10 protein-coding genes, 1 tRNA gene and 1 pseudogene are annotated in these 17,908 nt (G+C 61.2%); 6 read left to right on the top strand and 6 right to left on the bottom strand.

The features are described from left to right. Positions 1-55 precede the first annotated feature (55 nt). On the top strand, positions 56-469 hold the full coding sequence (locus EXQ56_08325; protein ID MSO20456.1) for a hypothetical protein: 414 nt from the start codon (positions 56-58) through the stop codon (positions 467-469). A 349-nt stretch (positions 470-818) separates the two neighbouring features. On the opposite strand, the gene EXQ56_08320 is transcribed toward EXQ56_08325, so the two are convergent. From EXQ56_08320 to EXQ56_08300, 5 genes are all read right to left on the bottom strand, one after another. Continuing rightward, positions 819-4,265 (bottom strand): methylmalonyl-CoA mutase, encoded by a 3,447-nt coding sequence (locus EXQ56_08320; GenBank protein MSO20455.1) that lies wholly within the window; start codon positions 4,263-4,265, stop codon positions 819-821. Between the two features lie 37 nt (positions 4,266-4,302). Then, a complete protein-coding gene (locus EXQ56_08315; protein MSO20454.1) occupies positions 4,303-5,874 on the bottom strand; it encodes a long-chain-fatty-acid--CoA ligase in 1,572 nt (523 codons plus the stop codon). Between the two features lie 53 nt (positions 5,875-5,927). Next, the gene (locus EXQ56_08310; protein MSO20453.1) at positions 5,928-7,109 is read right to left on the bottom strand and encodes an acyl-CoA dehydrogenase; all 1,182 of its coding nucleotides are present in this window, start codon (positions 7,107-7,109) and stop codon (positions 5,928-5,930) included. Positions 7,110-7,212: 103 nt separating this feature from the next. After that, on the bottom strand, positions 7,213-7,998 hold the full coding sequence (locus EXQ56_08305) for an enoyl-CoA hydratase (GenBank protein ID MSO20452.1): 786 nt from the start codon (positions 7,996-7,998) through the stop codon (positions 7,213-7,215). Between the two features lie 31 nt (positions 7,999-8,029). Continuing rightward, positions 8,030-8,923, bottom strand: a complete 894-nt coding sequence (locus EXQ56_08300) for a 3-hydroxyacyl-CoA dehydrogenase family protein (GenBank protein ID MSO20451.1) — start codon at positions 8,921-8,923, stop codon at positions 8,030-8,032. Positions 8,924-9,176: 253 nt separating this feature from the next. Here EXQ56_08300 and EXQ56_08295 point away from each other — a divergent pair, with 253 nt between their 5' ends. From EXQ56_08295 to EXQ56_08280, 4 genes and pseudogenes are all read left to right on the top strand, one after another. Next, the gene (locus EXQ56_08295; GenBank protein MSO20450.1) at positions 9,177-12,362 is read left to right on the top strand and encodes a TonB-dependent receptor; all 3,186 of its coding nucleotides are present in this window, start codon (positions 9,177-9,179) and stop codon (positions 12,360-12,362) included. A 29-nt stretch (positions 12,363-12,391) separates the two neighbouring features. Further along, positions 12,392-13,396 (top strand): hypothetical protein, encoded by a 1,005-nt coding sequence (locus tag EXQ56_08290; protein MSO20449.1) that lies wholly within the window; start codon positions 12,392-12,394, stop codon positions 13,394-13,396. A gap of 241 nt (positions 13,397-13,637) precedes the next feature. Continuing rightward, complete coding sequence (locus EXQ56_08285; protein MSO20448.1) at positions 13,638-15,428, top strand: hypothetical protein; 1,791 nt, start codon at positions 13,638-13,640, stop codon at positions 15,426-15,428. A 471-nt stretch (positions 15,429-15,899) separates the two neighbouring features. After that, a pseudogene (locus EXQ56_08280) lies at positions 15,900-16,340 on the top strand (site-specific integrase). Positions 16,341-16,486: 146 nt separating this feature from the next. Here EXQ56_08280 and EXQ56_08275 read toward each other — a convergent pair. After that, a tRNA-Ala gene (locus EXQ56_08275) sits at positions 16,487-16,562 on the bottom strand. Positions 16,563-16,713: 151 nt separating this feature from the next. Here EXQ56_08275 and EXQ56_08270 point away from each other — a divergent pair. After that, positions 16,714-17,895: an acetyl-CoA C-acetyltransferase gene (locus tag EXQ56_08270; GenBank protein ID MSO20447.1), complete on the top strand. Its 1,182-nt coding sequence runs from the start codon at positions 16,714-16,716 to the stop codon at positions 17,893-17,895. Positions 17,896-17,908: the final 13 nt, after the last annotated feature.

The raw sequence follows: 17,908 nt of genomic DNA, 5'->3' as shown, positions 1-17,908 counted from the left end.
TTCTACCCGCCGAGTCAAAATCGGAGGCATCGCAAAGCTGGTCAATGGTCTGTGGATGACCCAGATGGCCCGGAATCTGACAGATTCGGTCGATGGAATTCTATTGGGGAAACGGTTCTTGATTCATGATCGCGACCCGCTGTTTACGGTCGAGTTTCTTCAGATTCTGGAGGTAACTGGTATTCGATCTGTAAAGCTACCACCACGATCGCCGAACCTGAATGCCCACGCCGAGAGATTCGTCCGCACCATCAAGGAATCGTGCCTGGAGCGAACTATTTTCTTCAGCGAAACAGCATTGCGAAGATCGATCACGGAATACGTGGCCCACTATCACCTGGAGCGAAATCACCAAGGCTTGGGGAACCGGTTGATCACGCCGATCAATGCCGTCAAATCATCGGGCCCGGTGCAACGCCGGCAGCGCCTTGGCGGCATGCTCAACTATTACTATCGAAACGCCGCATAGCAAACGAACAAAATGCCAGTAATTTTCGTCACGGCATGGACACTCGCGAGAGTTCCTGCGCCTCCTTCCGTTCAACACCCCAATTGGTTCTTATGGCAGCAGCGAGAGTGGCCTGTAGTGGTAACCATCAGGCTGGCCGCCGAAGTGAAATCCGTACCGCCGCGGTCGACGTTTGAGTTTTTGGACCATACGACATGGTCGCCAGCGCCTGGAAGTGGGTGCAGGAGCGCAGCGCGCTCGCCGGAGATGCAACTGCCCGGCAATCTCCACGACCAGACTATTTTTACAGTTGGCGTATCAGAGCCGCGGCATGACTGGCGCGGCTTGGATTGGATTGGATCACAGCTTCCTACATGGACCGGCGGTACCGGCCGCCCACGGCAAACAGCGCGTCGGAAATCTGCCCGAGGCTCGCGTACTTCACGGTCTCCATCAGCTCGGTGAAAACGTTGCCGCGCGCCAGCGCCACCTGCTGCAGGCGGGCCAGCGCCGCGCGCGCTTTCTCGGGCCGGGCATTCTTGAAGCATTCCAGATTCCGCAGTTGCGCCTGCTTCTCTTCATCGGTCGAGCGGGCGATATCCTTGGGCCGCGCCGAGGCCTCGGCGGGATCAGGACTTTCAAAAGTGTTTACGCCGACGATGGGCAACTCGCCGGAATGTTTCAGCGACTCATAGTGCATGCTCTCTTCCTGAATGCGGCTGCGCTGATAGCCGGTCTCCATTGCGCCCAGCACTCCGCCGCGCTGCGACAGGCGGTGGAATTCATCCAGCACGGCCTGTTCAACAAGATTGGTCAAATACTCGATGGCGTATGATCCCTGCAGCGGATTCTCATTCTTGGATAGGCCGAACTCCTTGCCGATAATCAGCTGAATCGCCACGGCGCGCCGCACCGACTCCTGCGTGGGCGTGGTAACGGCTTCATCATACGCATTGGTGTGCAGGCTATTGGCGTTGTCCTCGAGCGCCAGCAGTGCCTGCAGCGTGGTGCGAATATCGTTGAAGGCCATCTCCTGCGCGTGCAGCGAGCGCCCGGAGGTTTGCACATGATACTTCAACAACTGGCTGCGCTCGGAGGCGCCGTAGCGCTCGCGCATGGCGATGGCCCACAGCCGCCGCGCCACGCGCCCGATCACGGTGTACTCGGCATCCAGCCCGTTCGAGAAAAAGAAGGAAAGATTCGGCGCGAAGTCGTCAACCTTCATGCCGCGCTTCAGGTAATGCTCGACGTAAGTGAATCCGTTGGCCAGGGTGAACGCCAGTTGGCTGATGGGATTCGCGCCCGCCTCGGCGATGTGATAGCCGGAGATGGAGACGGAATAAAAATTCCGCACCTGGTTGGCGACGAAGTACTCCTGTATGTCGCCCATCATCTTCAATGCGAAGTCGGTCGAGAAAATGCAGGTGTTCTGCGCCTGATCTTCCTTCAGAATGTCGGCCTGCACGGTGCCGCGCACGGTGGAGAGCACGCGCCGCCGGATGCGCTGATAGGTCTCGGCGTCCACCACCTCGTCGCCCGGAATGCCCAGCAGCCGCAGGCCCAGGCCGCTGTGATTCTCCGCAAGCTCGGAAGAATAGCGCGGAAGATTCTTGCCGGCATAGGGTTGCAGCGCTTCATCGAGCTTCCCGGTTTCGACGAGGTGCTGCTCCACCTGCTGATCAATCGCCGCATTCAGGAAGAAGGACAGGATCATCGGCGCCGGGCCGTTGATGGTCATGGACACGGAAGTGGAGGGCGAGCAAAGATCAAACCCCGAGTAAAGTTTCTTGGCGTCATCCACGGTGCAGATGGAGACGCCGGAGTTACCCACCTTCCCGTAGATGTCCGGGCGCTGGTGCGGATCGCGGCCATAGAGCGTAACGCTGTCGAAGGCGGTCGAGAGCCGCGCGGCGTCCTGATTTTTCGCCAGATAGTGGAAGCGCCGATTGGTGCTCTCCGGCGGACCCTCGCCCGCAAACATGCGCACCGGACTTTCGTCCTGCCGCTTGAATGGATACACCCCGGCGGTGAATGGGAAACGCCCCGGCAGATTCTCGCTGCGCAGATAACGAGTCAGCTCGCCCCAATCGCTGGTGCGCGGCAGCGCCACCTTGGGAACTTTGGAATGCGAGAGTGTCTCGGCATGATTGGCGACCGGAATCTGCTTGCCGCGAACCGTGTAGAACTGCTCCTCCGACTCGTAGCTCGCGCGAACGCCCGGCCACGCTTCCAGTTGTTGGCGCAGTTGCGGGTCCAATTCCGCCAGCGCCGCCGCGCGGTAGTCGTCGAGATTTCGTCCGCCCTCCACCGATGCGGTTGCGCCGATCTGGGCCCCGACCATGCTAATGGTGCGCTCGATCGCTCGCGCGTCGGCGGCACGCTCGGCCAGCCGCTCGGTTTCCTGGTGATAGGCGCGCACGGTATCGGCGATCTCGGCCAGGTACCGGTCGCGCGCCGGATCAATCAGCGTTGGCAGCGTTGGGACAACATACTCGCCACTCGCCGCGCGCGCGGAGCGGGCGAAGCGCTTCCCGCATTTCGCGGCCACCTGCGCCATCAGCCGGTCGTAAGCGTCATTCAATCCCGGATGGTCCGCCTGACTCGCCACCGTGGCCACCACGGGAACTTCGGCGTCGAGCAGCGCGGGCCGGTTGGTGTTTCTCCGCCACTGCTTGCGAATGTCGCGCAGGGCGTCCTGCGCGCCACGCCGGTCGGCCTTGTTCAGGATCACCAGCTCGGCCATCTCCAGCATGTCGATCTTCTCGAGCTGCGATGGCGCGCCGTACTCCGGCGTCATCACATACACGGGAACATCCACGTACTCGACAATCTCGGAATCGCTCTGGCCGATGCCCGAAGTTTCCACAATCACCAGATCGAAGCGCGCGGCGCGCAGCACGCCAATGGCATCGCCCACCGCGGCGGAGATGGCGCGATGCTCGCGGCGCGTGGCCAGCGAGCGAACGTAAATTCCCGGCGCGTGAATCGCGTTCAAGCGAATGCGGTCGCCCAGCAGCGCGCCGCGCGAGTTGCGCCGCGTCGGATCAATCAGCAGAATGCCGACGGAGGCCAGCGGATTGTCCAGCCGGAAGCGGCGCACCAGCTCATCCAGCACGCTGGACTTTCCCGCGCCGCCCGTGCCGGTCAGTCCGATGGTGAGCGAGGGCGATGCCTGCGCCGCCGCCTCCAATTTCTTGCGAATGTCCGCAAGCTCGGCGCTGAAGTCCTCCTGATGGTTCTCGATCCAGGTGATCATGCGCGCGATGGCGACGTCGTCCTGGCCGTCGTCTTGGGATGCCAGGCGCGTCAACAACGCATCCGGCGCGTCGCCGACTCTTGCGGCTCTTGCGCCGACCTCATCCAGAATGTGCCGGGCCATGCCCTTCAATCCCAGGCGGCGCCCGTCCTCCGGACTGAAGATGTGCGCGACGCCATAAGCCTGCAGCTCGGCGATCTCCTCCGGTAGAATGGTTCCACCGCCGCCGCCATAGACGCGGATGTGGGCACTGCCCCTGCGCCGCAGCTCATCGACCAGAAACTTGAAAAACTCGAGGTGCCCGCCCTGATAAGAAGACACGGCAACGGCGTCCACATCTTCCTGAATGGCGGCCGCGACCAGCTCGCCGACCGAGCGATCATGGCCCAGGTGGATCACCTCGGCGCCCTCGGCCTGCAGCATGCGGCGGATCACGTTGATGGAGGCATCGTGCCCGTCGAACAGCGCCGCCGCCGTCAGCACGCGCACCCACACGCGCGGCGCGCGACGCGGCGCTGCTTCAACAAGTTCCGTTGCGGGTCTGTCGTGGTGGTCGCTCATCTGGGTTCAGCTATTCATGTTCGGCTGTCGCCGCATTCTACCGCTGATTCGCGGCGGCATGATTCGCGCGCAGCACGTATTTCTGTATCTTGCCGGTGGCGGTTTTGGGAAGCTCGGGCACGAACGTAAATCCGCTGGGTACTTTGAAATGGGCCATGCGGGCTCGCGCGAACTCGCGCAGTTCATCTTCGCTGGCCTGTCCCCCGGCCTTCAGCACCACAAAGGCGTGCGGCGTCTCGCCCCAAAGCTCGTGCGGAAGGCCGACCACACCCACTTCCTGCACGGCGGGATGGCGCAGCAGCACGCCCTCCACCTCCACCGATGAGATATTCTCGCCGCCGCTGATGATCACGTCTTTCAGGCGGTCGCGAATTTCCACATAACCGTCGGGATGCACCACGGCGGCGTCGCCGGTATAAAACCACCCGTCGCGAATCACCTTCGCGGTCGCTTCCGGATCGTTATAGTAACCTTTCATCACCACGTTTCCGGTGACCGTGATTTCGCCGATCGCCGCTCCATCATGGGGAACTTCCGAGCCATCCGGAGTCACCACGCGCAGCTCGCCGGAGGTCAGCAGCTCGACGCCCTGCCGGGATTTGGTGACACATTTCTGCTGCGTGCTGAGCCCCAAGTGCTCGGGCAGCGGCTCACAAACCGTGATGAACGGAGACGTCTCCGTCAATCCATAAGTATGAGTAATCACCCAGCCCAACTCACCTTCGATCCGCTCGATGGTGGCCGCGGCCGGTGGCGCGCCGGCGGTCATCACGCGAACGCCGGATTGCGCGCCGCGGCGCACGTCCTCGGGCGCATGAGACAGCATAATCAGGACCGTGGGAGCCGCGCAAAGCGCGGTAATTCGCTCGCCAATGATTTTTTCAAACACCGCCCGGGGCTCGACCCGGCGCAGACAGATGTGAGTTCCGCCCACCGCCGTCACCATCCACGTGAAGGTCCATCCGTTCGCATGGAACATCGGCAGGGTCCACAGATACCGGTCCGCGGGGGAAAGGCGAAAGTGCAGCAGCGTGCCGACGGCATTCATGAAAGCGTTGCGATGCGTGATCATGACGCCCTTGGGCCGCGAAGTGGTGCCGCTGGTGTAGTTGATGGTGGCGATGTCCGTCTCGAGAATATCAGGCCGGGCAAACTCGGCTGGCGCGGACTGCAATAGCGACTCATAATCCAGCCAGCCTTCTTCCGTTCCCTCCAAAGCGACAAAGTTCCGCACCTCAGGTATCTGCGCGCGAATGCCAGCGACGGCATCCAGATAATCGGAGTGCGCGCAAACCACTCGAGCGCCGCTGTGCTGAATCAGGTAGGCGAAATCATCGGGCGTCAGGCGGTAATTCAGGGGAACGAGAATGGCGCCGATCTGCAACACGGCGTAAAAGGACTCGAGTTGCGCATGGGTGTTCGGCGCGATGTAAGCGACGCGATCGCCCTGCCGCACGCCCATGCGCTGCAGAGCAGCCGACCAACGGTCGCAGCGCTCAAAAAATTGCGCGTAAGTTAGGCGCAGATCGTTGTCCACCACCGCCTCGCGATGGGGATAAAGGCGGCGGGCCCGGCGGGCAAATTCCAAGGGAGTCAGCGCGGTTTCCAATGACGGCCTCCAACAGGTTCCGGTAATTTAGGCGTTGCATTTACGCCGGATGCTCAACGAGTGCCAAGAATCGCCCGCGCGATGGTTTGCAGTTGCAGGTTGGAAGTGCCTTCGTAAATCTTCCCGATCTTGGCATCGCGATAAAGTTTCTCAACCGGATAGTCGCGCGTGAAGCCATAGCCGCCGAACAACTCGACGGCCAGCGACGACGCGCGCTCGGCCACCTCCGACGAATAATACTTGGCCATCGCCGACTCCTTCAGGAACGGCTTGCCGGCTTCGCGCAGCCGCGCGGCGTTATAGACCAGCAGGCGCGCGGCTTCGATCCTGGTGGCGACCTCCGCCAGTTGAAACTGCACGCCTTGAAACTCCGCGATGGCCTTGCCGAACTGCTTGCGCTCCTTGGTGTAGGCAAGCGCATGATCCAGCGCGCCACGCGCCAGACCAATCATCTGCGCGCCGATGCCGATGCGGCCTTCGTTCAACGTCTCAATGGCGACTTTGTAGCCCTGTCCAACTTCGCTGATCACATTTTCTTTGGGCACGCGGCAGTCATCCAGCAACAGTTCACACGTGCTGCTGGCGCGAATGCCGAGCTTGTCTTCCTTGCGCCCGACCTGGAAGCCCGGCGTGTCGCGGTCAATCAGAAAGGCGGTGATGCCGCGATAGCCCGCCGCCGGGTTGGCGTTGGCGAAAAGGAGATAGACGGAGGCCTCGTAGGCGTTGGTGATCCAAAGCTTGCGGCCTTGCAGAATGTAATGATCGCCTTGCTCCACAGCCGTTGTGGCCATGGCAAAGGCGTCGCTGCCCGATGAGGCTTCCGACAATGCGTATGCGCCGACGAACTTGGCCGCCATCTTCGGCAGGTAGCGGCGCTTCTGCTCCTCGTTGCCCCAGCGCAGCAGCGCGTTGTTGACCAGGGTGTTCTGCACATCCACAATCACCGCGGCGGAAGGGTCCACGGCGGCGAGCTCTTCGATGGCCACCACGCAACTCATGAAGCTGCAGCCGGCGCCGCCGTAGCGCTCGGGAATCTCGATGCCCATCCATCCCAACTGAAAGAACTCATCGAGCAGCTCGCGGCGGAAAGCGGCCTCTTCGTCCATCTGCTTCACGAGCGGGGAAATGCGCTCGCGCGCGAACTTACGCACGCTGGCCTGCAGCAGCAACTCGTCTTCGGTGAGCTGAGTCAGTGGCGCCGGCCGGTACTCGAGATGTTGGTCAATGTCGTTCATGCGTCTCCACATCTTATCCTAATCCGCACTGGTAGCCACGGTGAGAAAATCACTCACCGTGGCTACCAGTGCGTTCGTTACACAGGCATTAAAACCGGCGGGATCATGGCTTCGCGAAATTCGCGGGCCTTTTCTCCAGAAAAGATTTGGTGCCCTCTTGCATGTCGCTGGTCGAAAAGCTGAGGCCGAACAGACTGGCCTCCAGGAATAGTCCCTGCGCCAGCGGCGAGTCAAGTCCTTCGTTCACGGCTTCCATGGCCAGAGAGACTGCGCGCGGCGAGTTGGCGACAATCCTGGCCGCCAGCTCGAGGGCCGCGGCGATTAATTGATCGGGCGGCACGACGCGATTCACCAGGCCCCAGCGAAGGGCGTCCTCGGCGGAGAGTTGCTCGCCGGTTAGGATCAGCTCGAGCGCTCGGCCCCGCCCCACCAGGCGCGGCAACCGCTGCGTTCCGCCGTAGCCAGGGATGATGCCCAGCTTCACCTCCGGCTGGCCCAGGCGCGCCGTCTGGCTGGCGATGCGCAGCGTGCAGGCCAGGGCGATTTCGCAACCGCCGCCCAGCGCCAGCCCGTTGATGGCCGCGATGGTCGGCTTGCCGAGTTTCTCGATTTTGTCGCACAGCGCCTGCCCCTTCAGCGCGCAGGCCTTGGCCTGTTCCGGGGTGTACTGGGCAAGCTCCCGGATATCCGCTCCGGCCACGAAGGCGCGCTCGCCCGCGCCGGTCAGGATGACCACGCTCACATCGGCATCTGTCTTCAATGTCGTGAAACAGCGCGCCAGCTCGTCAATCGTCAGCGCGTTCAGCGCGTTCAGCACCTTGGGCCGGTTGATGGTTACCAAGGCCACTTGATCGCGCCGCTCGATGCTCAGGTTCTCGAAAAGTTCCATGGCCTTGACTCCTGACACCGGCGCGCAGTCACTAACTCAAAAGTAACTCATCCTGAGGCTTGGGTGAGTTGCGATCCGCGTAATCGTAAAAGCCCTGGCCGGATTTGCGCCCCAGCCAACCGGCGGCGACCATGCGCCGCAGCAGCGCGGGCGGGGCGAAGCGCGGCTCGGCGAGTTGCGCGAACAAGATGTTGGCGATGGAGACGGTGGTGTCAATGCCGATCAGGTCCATCAGCACGAACGGCCCCATCGGGTAGCCGCAGCCCAGCTTCATGGCCTGATCGATGTCGGCGATGGTCCCCACGCGCTGCTCCAGGACGCGCACGGCGTCGAGCAGGTAGGGAATCAGCAGGCGATTGACGATGAAGCCGGGACGATCGGAGACCTCGACGGCCGTCTTGCCCAGCACCGCGACAAACTCGAGCGCGGCGCGATAGACTTCCGGGTCGGTGCGATCCGACTTGCTGGCCTCAACCAAGGACATGAGCGGAACGGGATTGAAAAAATGCAGGCCTACGAATCGCTCCGGCCGGCTGGTGGCGGTCATCATTTCGCGGATCGATAGCGAGGAAGTATTGCTGGCCAGTATGGCGTCCTTCTTCAGATGTGGGTCGAGGGCGCGCCACAACTTCTTCTTGGCGTCGAGGTCTTCAACGATCGCTTCAATAATCAGGTCGCAGTGCGCCAACTCACTGGGATCAACCGTGGCCCGCAGGCGATTCACGATTGCCAGCTTCTCATCGGCCGGCAGTAGACTCTTGCTGACAAGCTTGTCCAGACTGCGCGTGATCGAGCCTAGCCCGCGCTCGCAAAGCTCGTTGGTTGCTTCCAGCACAACCACCGGGTAGCCGGCACGCGCCACCACTTCGGCGATTCCCGCGCCCATCAGCCCGCATCCGCATACTCCGACATGCTGTAGCTTCATCCTGATCGAGCCTTTCACCCGGGCCTGCATCTGGCGCAGCTCCTGGCGCGCGCAATCCAGCCCTGCCCACCCGCTGCCGGTCGGCGCCGGCGGTTCGTAAAGCCAATACTATACAAGATAACCCCCATTGACAATTATGGGCTGTTTGAGTAAGAGTAAGCCGTAGTTGATTGGAGCTATTTTCAAAAATGCATCGTGTCTAGTGGCTGGAAGTTGCGGTTTCAAGTTATTCCAGCCTAAGGAGCAGCGCACAATGAAAGCGAACTTATTTTTAGCAATGGCAGTGATGCTGGTTGTTCTAGTCAGCCAGCCTGTCAGCCAACAGGCCCGCGCCCAGATTACCTCGGCCACAATTTCCGGGGTCATCAAGGATTCCAGCGCGGCCGTGCTGCCCAACGTCTCGGTGGTGATCAGCAATCAGGAGACCGGCCTGAAGCGCAGCGTGGCCACCGACGATCAGGGCCGCTACAACGCGCGCGACCTGGCGGTGGGCAGCTACGAGATGGCGGTGTCGCTCACCGGATTCAAGGAATTCGTGCGCAAGGGCATCACCCTGGTCGTCGGGCAGAATGCCGTGGTGAACATCCAGATGGAACTCGGCGATGTTTCCGAGCAGGTGGTGGTAACGGCGGAAGCCCCGCTCATCGAGACCACCAACGCGCAGTTGGCCGGACTGGTCAGCAGCAACCAGCTTCGCGAGCTGCCGCTCAACGGACGCAGCTTCGATCAACTGGCGCTGCTGCAGGCTGGCGTGCAGGCGTTTCGCCAGGTGCTGGTTACCGCCAACACCAGCTTCTCCACGCGGATGACGGTCAGCGGCGCGCGCATCGACGCCAACAATATTATTCTTGACGGCATCGAGATCAATGACTGGTCCCGCTCCGGCGGCGGCAGCGCGGCGGGCTTGTTCCTGGGCGTGGACGCGGTGCAGGAGTTCAAAGTGCTCACGCACAACTACTCCTCCGAGTTCGGGCGCAACGCCGGCGCGGTGATCAACATTGTTACGCGCTCCGGCACCAACACCATGCATGGCTCGGTCTATGAGTTCCTGCGCAACGACCGGCTGGACGCCCGGAACTTCTTCGACGCCGAGAAGCGCACCCTGCGCCGCAATCAGTTCGGCGGCGTGGTCAGCGGGCCTATCAGGACGGACAAGGCGTTTTTCGTGGCCAACTATGAAGGTTTCCGCGAGCGCCGCGGCAGCCCGTTCACCAACTTCGTGCTGACTGAGACGGCGCGCCGTGGGATTCTGCCCACCGGCACGATCACGGTGGCGCCTCAAGTCATGCCGTATCTGTCGCCCAACGTGATGCAGCTTCCCAACGCGGGCATCCTGCCCGGCGGAGTTACCGGCCGCTTTCTCTACCAGTTCAAGAAGCCGACCCAGGAAGACTACGGCATGGGGCGTCTCGACTATCGCATCAACGACAACGACTCGATTTATTTCCGCTACACGCGCGATGAGTCCAGCTCGGTGGACCCCGACCTGCGCGGCTCCACGCCATCATTCAACGCCGCGCACGACTTCACGCAGCACAGCGGCGTCTTCCAATACACGCGCATCCTGAGCCCCTCGCTGATCAACATTTCCCGCGTGGGCGTGAAGCGCGCGGTGCCCAAGAGCGTGCCACTGGCCGGCTCGGACTTCCCGGAGCAGGCGCTGACCTTCATCCCCAGCCAGCCCTTCGGGCGCATGGAGTTCAGCACCACCTCCAACACCTTTGGCGCGGGCGCATCTTCCGCCCTGACCCCGTTCGGACAGGCCAGCCTGACGCCCGGCCACTGGTTCACCACCGGCTATCAGTTGAATGACCACCTGGTGCTGACGCGCGGAGACCATGCCATAAAGTTTGGCTTTGAATATGAGTTGATCCGCGACTGGATCAACAATGGAACGGTGGCCGGCGGCTCCTATACGTTTACCAGCATCGAGTCATTCCTGGCCGGCCAGCCCGCGCGCTTCACCGCTGATCTGCCAAGCCGCGATCCCAGCGGCGACTACTACCAGCACTATCTCGGCTGGTATGTGGCGGACGACTTCAAAATCCTGCCGCGCCTGACGCTCAACCTTGGCTTGCGGCACGAGTTCGTTACCTCGCCGCGCGACCGCCGCGCCGGCCACACGGCGGCCTTCCTGAGCCTCGCCCGCGATCCCGATGCCACACTCACGCCGGTGCTGTTCAATGTTACCAAGAACCAATTCGCGCCGCGTGTCGGTTTGGCCTGGGACGTCTCCGGGGACGGCAAGACCAGCATCCGCTCGGGCTTCGGCCTGTATCACAACCTGTGGCTTGGTCGTGATTATGGCATTTTCGTGCAGCCCGCTCCGCAGTACCGCGGCACGCTGACCATTCAGCCGCCCGCCCGGCAGCCAGTGTTCCCGAATGAGTTTCTGGTGCAGCAGGGCTTGGGCTTCCCCATCTCGTCGAGCCTGCCCACCGGCAGCCACGTGCAGTATGACGGCGTCAAGACTCCCACCATGCTGCACTACAGTCTGGAGGTTCAACGCGAACTGTTTCCCACCGGAATGCTGCGCGTGGGCTATGTCGGCAGCAAAGGCTATAGCCTGTTGAGCAATTCACTGGGCAATCCAAGGCTCCCAACCATTCTTCCTGACGGCAGAATGTTCTTCGCGGCGACCACTCCGCTGGTGAATCCACGCCTGAATCCCATCACCGAGCGCAGCAGCGAGGCAGCCTCGCGCTACAACTCGCTGCAACTGGATTTCCGCATGAGGCCGACGCACGGGCTGGAGATTCAGACGGTTTACGTGTGGAGCAAGAGCATCGACAACCTGTCCTCGCAGGCCGGCGCGGATTCGCGCGGCGCTCCCACGCTGTTCATGAATCCCTTCCTGCACAGCATCGACAAAGGCTTGTCGGACTTTGACGCCCGGCAGAACTTCACGTTGAATTATCTGTATGAGGTTCCCTCCGGCGAGCGCAACAGCGCAGTGGCCCGCGCCGCCCTGCGCGGCTGGAGCCTGGGTGGCATCATCTCCCTGGCGGGTGGCAACCCCTATACGGCACTGACGGGATTCTGCCGTTCCAATGTCACTACCAACTGCGGCGCTGATCGCCCGAACCTGGCGCCGGGAGCCAGCAACAATCCGCTCATCGGCGATCCGACCCGTTATTTTGACGCCACGGCTTTCACCCTGCAGGACGCCGGCACTTTCGGCAACGCAGGCCGCAACACCTTGATCGGTCCCGCGCTGGTGAACTTCGATTTCTCGGTGTACAAGAAATTCCCGGTAAGCGAGACCAAGAGTTTCCAGTTCCGCGCGGAAATCTTCAACCTCTTCAATCATCCGACCTTCGCATTGCCGGGCGGCAATCTCTTCACCGCCACCGGCGCGCGGCAGGAAAATGCGGGAGTAATTACCAGAACAACCACCACCAGCCGAGAAGTGCAGTTTGCCCTGAAGTTCAGCTTTTAAGCGAAGGGAAACAGAGGAGAGAGTGAGCTATGCAACGTAGAGACATATTCAAGGCCTTCGCCTTTGCCGGAGCGGCGCTGGCGGCCATTCGCAAGGCGCCGGCACAGACTAAGCTGGAGGGCGGCGCTGCCGGGCCGTGGCCGAGCTGGCCGTTCGAGGAGATTCGCATTCCGTATCGCGACCGGCCCGGACGCATCCACTGGCCCAACGGCGGGCCGCTGTGCCTGCATGTTTATCTGACCGCGGAGTGGAGCGCCAACCGTCCGCTGGCCGATCCGCAGGCCGTGTACAAGCGCGATCTCTCGCTCGAGTCCGAGCAGGATCAGTACACTTTCACCGTGGGCGTGTGGCGCGCCGCCAAGCTGCTTGACAAGCACGGCATCAAGGCGTCCATCTTCCCCAGCTCAGGCATGGTGGATAAATACCCGGACCTGTTCCGCGAACTCTACAGCAAGGGCCACGAGATCGTCGGGCGCAGCTTCGATCAGGGCGTGCCGCCTCCGCATCTCAACGCGGAAGCCGAGCGCATGGACATTCAGCGCGCCTCGCAGTTGGTGGAGAAAGTGATTGGCAAGAAGCCAGTGGGATGGATCAGCCCCGGCGCGAAGTGTACCGACCGCACGCCGGACCTGCTCGCCGATGCCGGCTATCTCTGGTTCGGCGATCTGAAAGGCGACGACCTGCCTTATGGAATCAAGACGAAGAATGGCAAGAAGATCGTGGTCATCCCGCACCGTACCATGACCAGCAACGACTTCGCGATTTTCCCGGAAGTTACCAGCCTGAAGGGCTTCCGCAGCGGCAACGATGCCTATGAGTTTGTGAAGGACTTCTTCGATTCTTATTACAAGCTGGGCCGCGAGGAATATCCGCAGGCGCTGACTTACGGCATCCATCCCATGCGCTCGGCAATTCCCGATCGCATCGGCGTGCATGATCGCTTCTTCGAGCATGTGCGCAAGCATCAGGATGTTTGGGTGGCGCGCTACCAGGACATCGCCGAGCACTGGATGAAGAACTTCATGACGGTGTAGAGCAATCCTGCATTGGCGTATCCGAGCCGCGCCAGTCATGGCGCGTCCACCAGAATCGGGCACGCTACCAATGTTTCGCGTTTAGGAGCATTCAGATTTTCGTACATCGTATTTTCGTACATCGTGGACGCGCCATGACTGGCGCGGCTCGGATCGGGCTATACCAAAAGTAAAAATGAGCTGGCTGGTCGGCAATGGCGGCTTGGTGCAATGGCCGGTTTGGTGAATTGAAGGAGGAGTTATGCGAATCGTTGTCTTGGTGCTGGGGATGCTCCTCGGCAGCGTGTGTGCATCGGCCCAGGAGCGCGGAATCGCCGCCAAGCTTGGCTATCCCGACTTGATCGTGCATAACGGCAAGATCGTAACCATGGACGATCCGACGTTCACCGCGAATGTCGGCAGCATCGTGCAGGCCATGGCGATCCGTGACGGCAAGATACTCTCGACCGGAACAAGCGCCGACGTGCGCGCGCTGGCCGGCCCGCAAACCAGGCAGGTGGATCTGAAGGGGCGCACCGTGCTGCCGGGATTCATCATGACGCACGAGCATCCCACCGATTGGGCGCTGATTGATCAGGTGTCGATGAAGCGCGCCATCCCCGAGCAGAACGACTTCATCGTATTTCGCTACCTGACCGGCACCGCCGCGCAGCAGATCGCGCAGTGGGAAACCGCGCTGAAGGATCTCGCGGCTAAGGCCAAGCCGGGTCAATGGGTGTGGCTCAGTTTCACCTGGGGGCCGGACTTTGAATATGCCAATGAACTCTACGCCACGTTTCCCAAGCTGGTAACGCGCGCCAAGCTGGACCAACTGGTTCCGAATAATCCGGCGCGAGTGCGCAACTCCTGGCCCATCGGCGAGCAGGTGCTGCTGAACACCAAAGGACTCGAGGAGGCGCGCAAAGTTCATCCCGAGACGACTGAGCGCAGCGGTCGTGAATTTGAGCCGGACGTGCTCTTCAAGGGCCGCACGCCGCAGATGGCGGCGCTGCTGAAGGCCACCCTTGAGTATTGGGCCTCCAACGGCATCACCACCTTTGGATCCTCCACCTATGCCTACGGCAATTTTCAGGCGCTGGCATATCTGGATCGCAGAAATGAGTTGCCGGCGCGCATGGGCTGGGCCTACACCGGAACTGACATGAGCGTGGATACGCTGAGTTACGTCGCGGGCCTGCTCGGCAGCGGCAGCGATTACTTCTGGAACGTGGGCATCTGGTCGGGCGCCGGCGGCGGATGCACCACCATCAACGCCAAGCCGGAGGTGAAGGCCAAGGAGACCTGCAGCTTCACGCCCGGCAGCAAGGATCGCGAAACGCTGGACCGCATCATTCGCGCCGGCGGACGCATCGCCACCATGCACACGGGCGGCGACAAGGACATTGACTACTTCATGGACTCGATCGTGAAGGCCAGCAAGGAGGCCGGCATGTCGCTGGACGACATCCGCGCCAAGCGCCACGCCTTCGACCACTCCTCCGGCGCGCCGCGCCCGGACCAGATTCCGGTCCTCAAGAATCTGGGCATGATGACCAGCATGATCAACACCGTGCTGTGGGAGGATCGCACCGATTACGACATGACCTTCCGCGTGCGCAATTACGGAGTGGAGTACGCCAATTGGACCGTCCCCAGAAAAAGCGTGAACGATGCCGGGGTGATGCACACCTTTGAGATTGACCGCTGGATTCCGGAGAAGGTCTTCTTCTTCATCAATCGAGGCATGACCCGCTTCAATGACAAGGACCAGAAAGTTTATGGCCCGGCGGAGCGAACCGATCGGGTTACGCAGTTGAAGGCGCTGACCCGCTGGGGCGGCTACTATCTGCTGAGGGAGAAAGTCCTGGGAACGCTGGAGGCGGGAAAGTACGCGGACTTCATTGTGCTCGACCGCGACTTCCTCGCGATCCCCGAGAACGACATTCCCAATACCAAAGTTCTGATGACCGTGGTGGGCGGAAAAACGGTGCATCTGGTTTCCGCGCTGGCCCAGGAAATCGGCGCGCAACCCGTCGGAGCCAGCACCTGGTAATACGCTTGACCGCGGAAACCGCAAGTTCCGCGGGAGTGGAAAAAACCTGAGAAGTAGATGATTTGGTCACCGCCGCGAATTCCGCGAATCCGGCGGGCGAATATTTTCAAGAAATCCAAGCGGATTTTTACCGATGTGAGGTGATGACCGCCGCCGAGACGGGCAACGCAGCGCCGCGCGAATTGGCGATCATCACCGACCGGGTGCTTCCGCCATCCAGTGTTGTTAGGCTGCAATAGAAATCGGCGGAATTTCCCCTGGGTAAGATTCCCTCTCCCAGATGACATGGAAAATGATCAGCGTTAAGCGCAAGAAAAGCGATACGGACATGAATACATCGCGGAAGGTTAGTCGCTTTGTGACGAGTCCGGCTTGCATCGCTGGAGTTCTCGTTCTCTAAGCCACGGGGAAAAGATCAAGCTACAGAAGTCCGCTGCGTCCCAGGAAGGCTGGCAGGGCGCGCGGCTGGCGATGACTCTGGCATTGAATACCACCATGCGCGGTTGCGAGATTAAGGGCCTTCAGTGGCGGGATATTAACTTCTTCGAGAAGACGCTCACGATCCGCCATAGCAAGACGGAGGCGGGCGAGCGCGTCATACCGCTCAACCACGAGGCGTGGCAGGCAATGATGGAGTTGCGCGAGCGCGGTAAACAACTTGGCTCAACAGAGCCGGATCACTTCGCCTTTCCAGCCTGCGAGACGGGACACGTTGATCCGACAAAGCCAGCACATGGCTGGCGCTCGGCCTGGAGGCGGATCACCAAGCTAGCCGGTATTCCCGGCTTTCGCTTCCACGATCTGCGCCATCATTCGATCACCGAGCTTGCTGAATCGGAGACCCCGGAGACTGTAATCATGTCCATCGCTGGCCACGTCTCCCGGAAGATGCTGGAGCATTATTCGCACGTTCGGCTGGACGCGAAGCGCCGCGCCCTGGACTCCCTGAACCGCACGCCAGCGGCCCAACCCAAGGATGAGCCAGTAGGTTATGACACAAAGCACGACACAAATGGAGTTTTCACGGAAACGGTTATCCCGGAAGTTATTGAAGAATATGGTGGACGGCGCCGGGATCGAACCGGCGGCCTCTGCATTGCGAACGCAGCGCTCTCCCAGCTGAGCTAGCCGCCCACATTGGTTGTAACTACTCTACCTGCCAACCATATTACCATGTCCCCAAGCTTCACTCCAGCCACTCGAGTTAAAAATTCTGCTGTGACCCGCAGCCGTCATCTGAAATGTTAATATGGACGGCGAAGACTGCTCTGAAGAGGTTCCCATCATGAATGATCAACCGGTAATATTGAGCGCCGTGCGCACGCCGGTGGGAAAATTTCTTGGCGCTTTGGCTGAGCTGTCCGCCACGGAGCTGGGCGCGCTGGTGGTGCGCGAGGCTGTAACGCGCGCGGGTGTGCCCCCGGAGCTGATCGAGGAAGTGATCATGGGCAATGTGATCTCGGCTGGGCTGGGACAGAATCCGGCGCGGCAGACGGCGCGGCACGGCGGCATCCCGGACAAAGCGGCGGCGATGACCATCAATAAAGTCTGCGGGTCGAGTTTGAAGGCCGTTGGGCTGGCCGCGCAGGCGATCCAATGCGGCGACAGTGAGATGATCGTCGCCGGCGGCATGGAGTCCATGTCCAACGCGCCTCTTCTGCTGCGCAAGATGCGCGACGGCTACCGGCTCGGCCACGGCGAAATGATCGACTCAGTGGTCTTCGACGGGCTAACCGATGCTTTTCACAACTGTCACATGGGCTGCACCGGAGAGGCCGTCGCGGAGAAGTACGGCATTACGCGCGAGCAGCAGGATCAGTACGCGTTCCACAGTCATCGCAAAGCAATGGCCGCGATTGATGCCGGACGCTTCCACGCGGAGATTCTTTCCGTACCGCTCCCATCCAAGAAAGGAGTGCCCAAGACAGTGGATCGCGATGAATCCCCGCGCGCGGATGTGAGTCTGGAGGCCATGCGCGCCTTGCAGCCTGTCTTCCAAAGAGACGGCACCGTTACGGCCGCCAATGCTTCCGGCATGAACGATGGTGCGGCGGCGCTGGTGGTGACCTCGCAGTCCTTGGCGGAGAAACATGGATTACGCCCATTGGCGCGCGTGGTAGCGCAGGCTGCCAGCGGTATCGAACCGATGATGGTGATGATGGCCCCGGTTGTGGCTATCGAAAAAATTCTCAGGAAGACCGGCTGGATGCGGAATGAAGTGGATCTATACGAACTAAACGAGGCCTTCTCCGTGCAGTCGGTGGCACTCATTCGTGAACTCGATCTGGACCCGGAACGAGTGAACGTCAATGGTGGAGCTGTCGCGCTAGGCCACCCGATTGGAGCCAGCGGCGCACGTATTCTGACCACTCTGCTTTACGAGATGGAGCGGCGGCAGGCTCGGCGCGGCATCGCTGCACTGTGCCTGGGCGGGGGCAATGCTTTTGCCTTGGCTGTGGAGCGCTGACTTTTACAGAGCC

The sequence above is a fragment of the Acidobacteriota bacterium genome (assembly GCA_009691245.1).
Taxonomy (GTDB): Bacteria; Acidobacteriota; Terriglobia; order 2-12-FULL-54-10; family 2-12-FULL-54-10; genus SHUM01.
The sequence above is the reverse complement of the archived record's forward strand: the minus strand, read 5'-3'. Positions and strand labels throughout refer to the sequence as shown.

Bases quoted from the DNA above. Each gene is read 5' to 3' on its own strand.
- EXQ56_08325 (MSO20456.1), top strand. From the start codon at position 56: ATGACCCAGATGGCCCGGAATCTGACAGATTCGGTCGATGGAATTCTA.
- EXQ56_08320 (MSO20455.1), bottom strand. From the start codon at position 4,265: ATGAGCGACCACCACGACAGACCCGCAACGGAACTTGTTGAAGCAGCG.
- EXQ56_08310 (MSO20453.1), bottom strand. From the start codon at position 7,109: ATGAACGACATTGACCAACATCTCGAGTACCGGCCGGCGCCACTGACT.
- EXQ56_08305 (MSO20452.1), bottom strand. From the start codon at position 7,998: ATGGAACTTTTCGAGAACCTGAGCATCGAGCGGCGCGATCAAGTGGCC.
- EXQ56_08300 (MSO20451.1), bottom strand. From the start codon at position 8,923: ATGAAGCTACAGCATGTCGGAGTATGCGGATGCGGGCTGATGGGCGCG.
- EXQ56_08295 (MSO20450.1), top strand. From the start codon at position 9,177: ATGAAAGCGAACTTATTTTTAGCAATGGCAGTGATGCTGGTTGTTCTA.
- EXQ56_08290 (MSO20449.1), top strand. From the start codon at position 12,392: ATGCAACGTAGAGACATATTCAAGGCCTTCGCCTTTGCCGGAGCGGCG.
- EXQ56_08285 (MSO20448.1), top strand. From the start codon at position 13,638: ATGCGAATCGTTGTCTTGGTGCTGGGGATGCTCCTCGGCAGCGTGTGT.
- EXQ56_08270 (MSO20447.1), top strand. From the start codon at position 16,714: ATGAATGATCAACCGGTAATATTGAGCGCCGTGCGCACGCCGGTGGGA.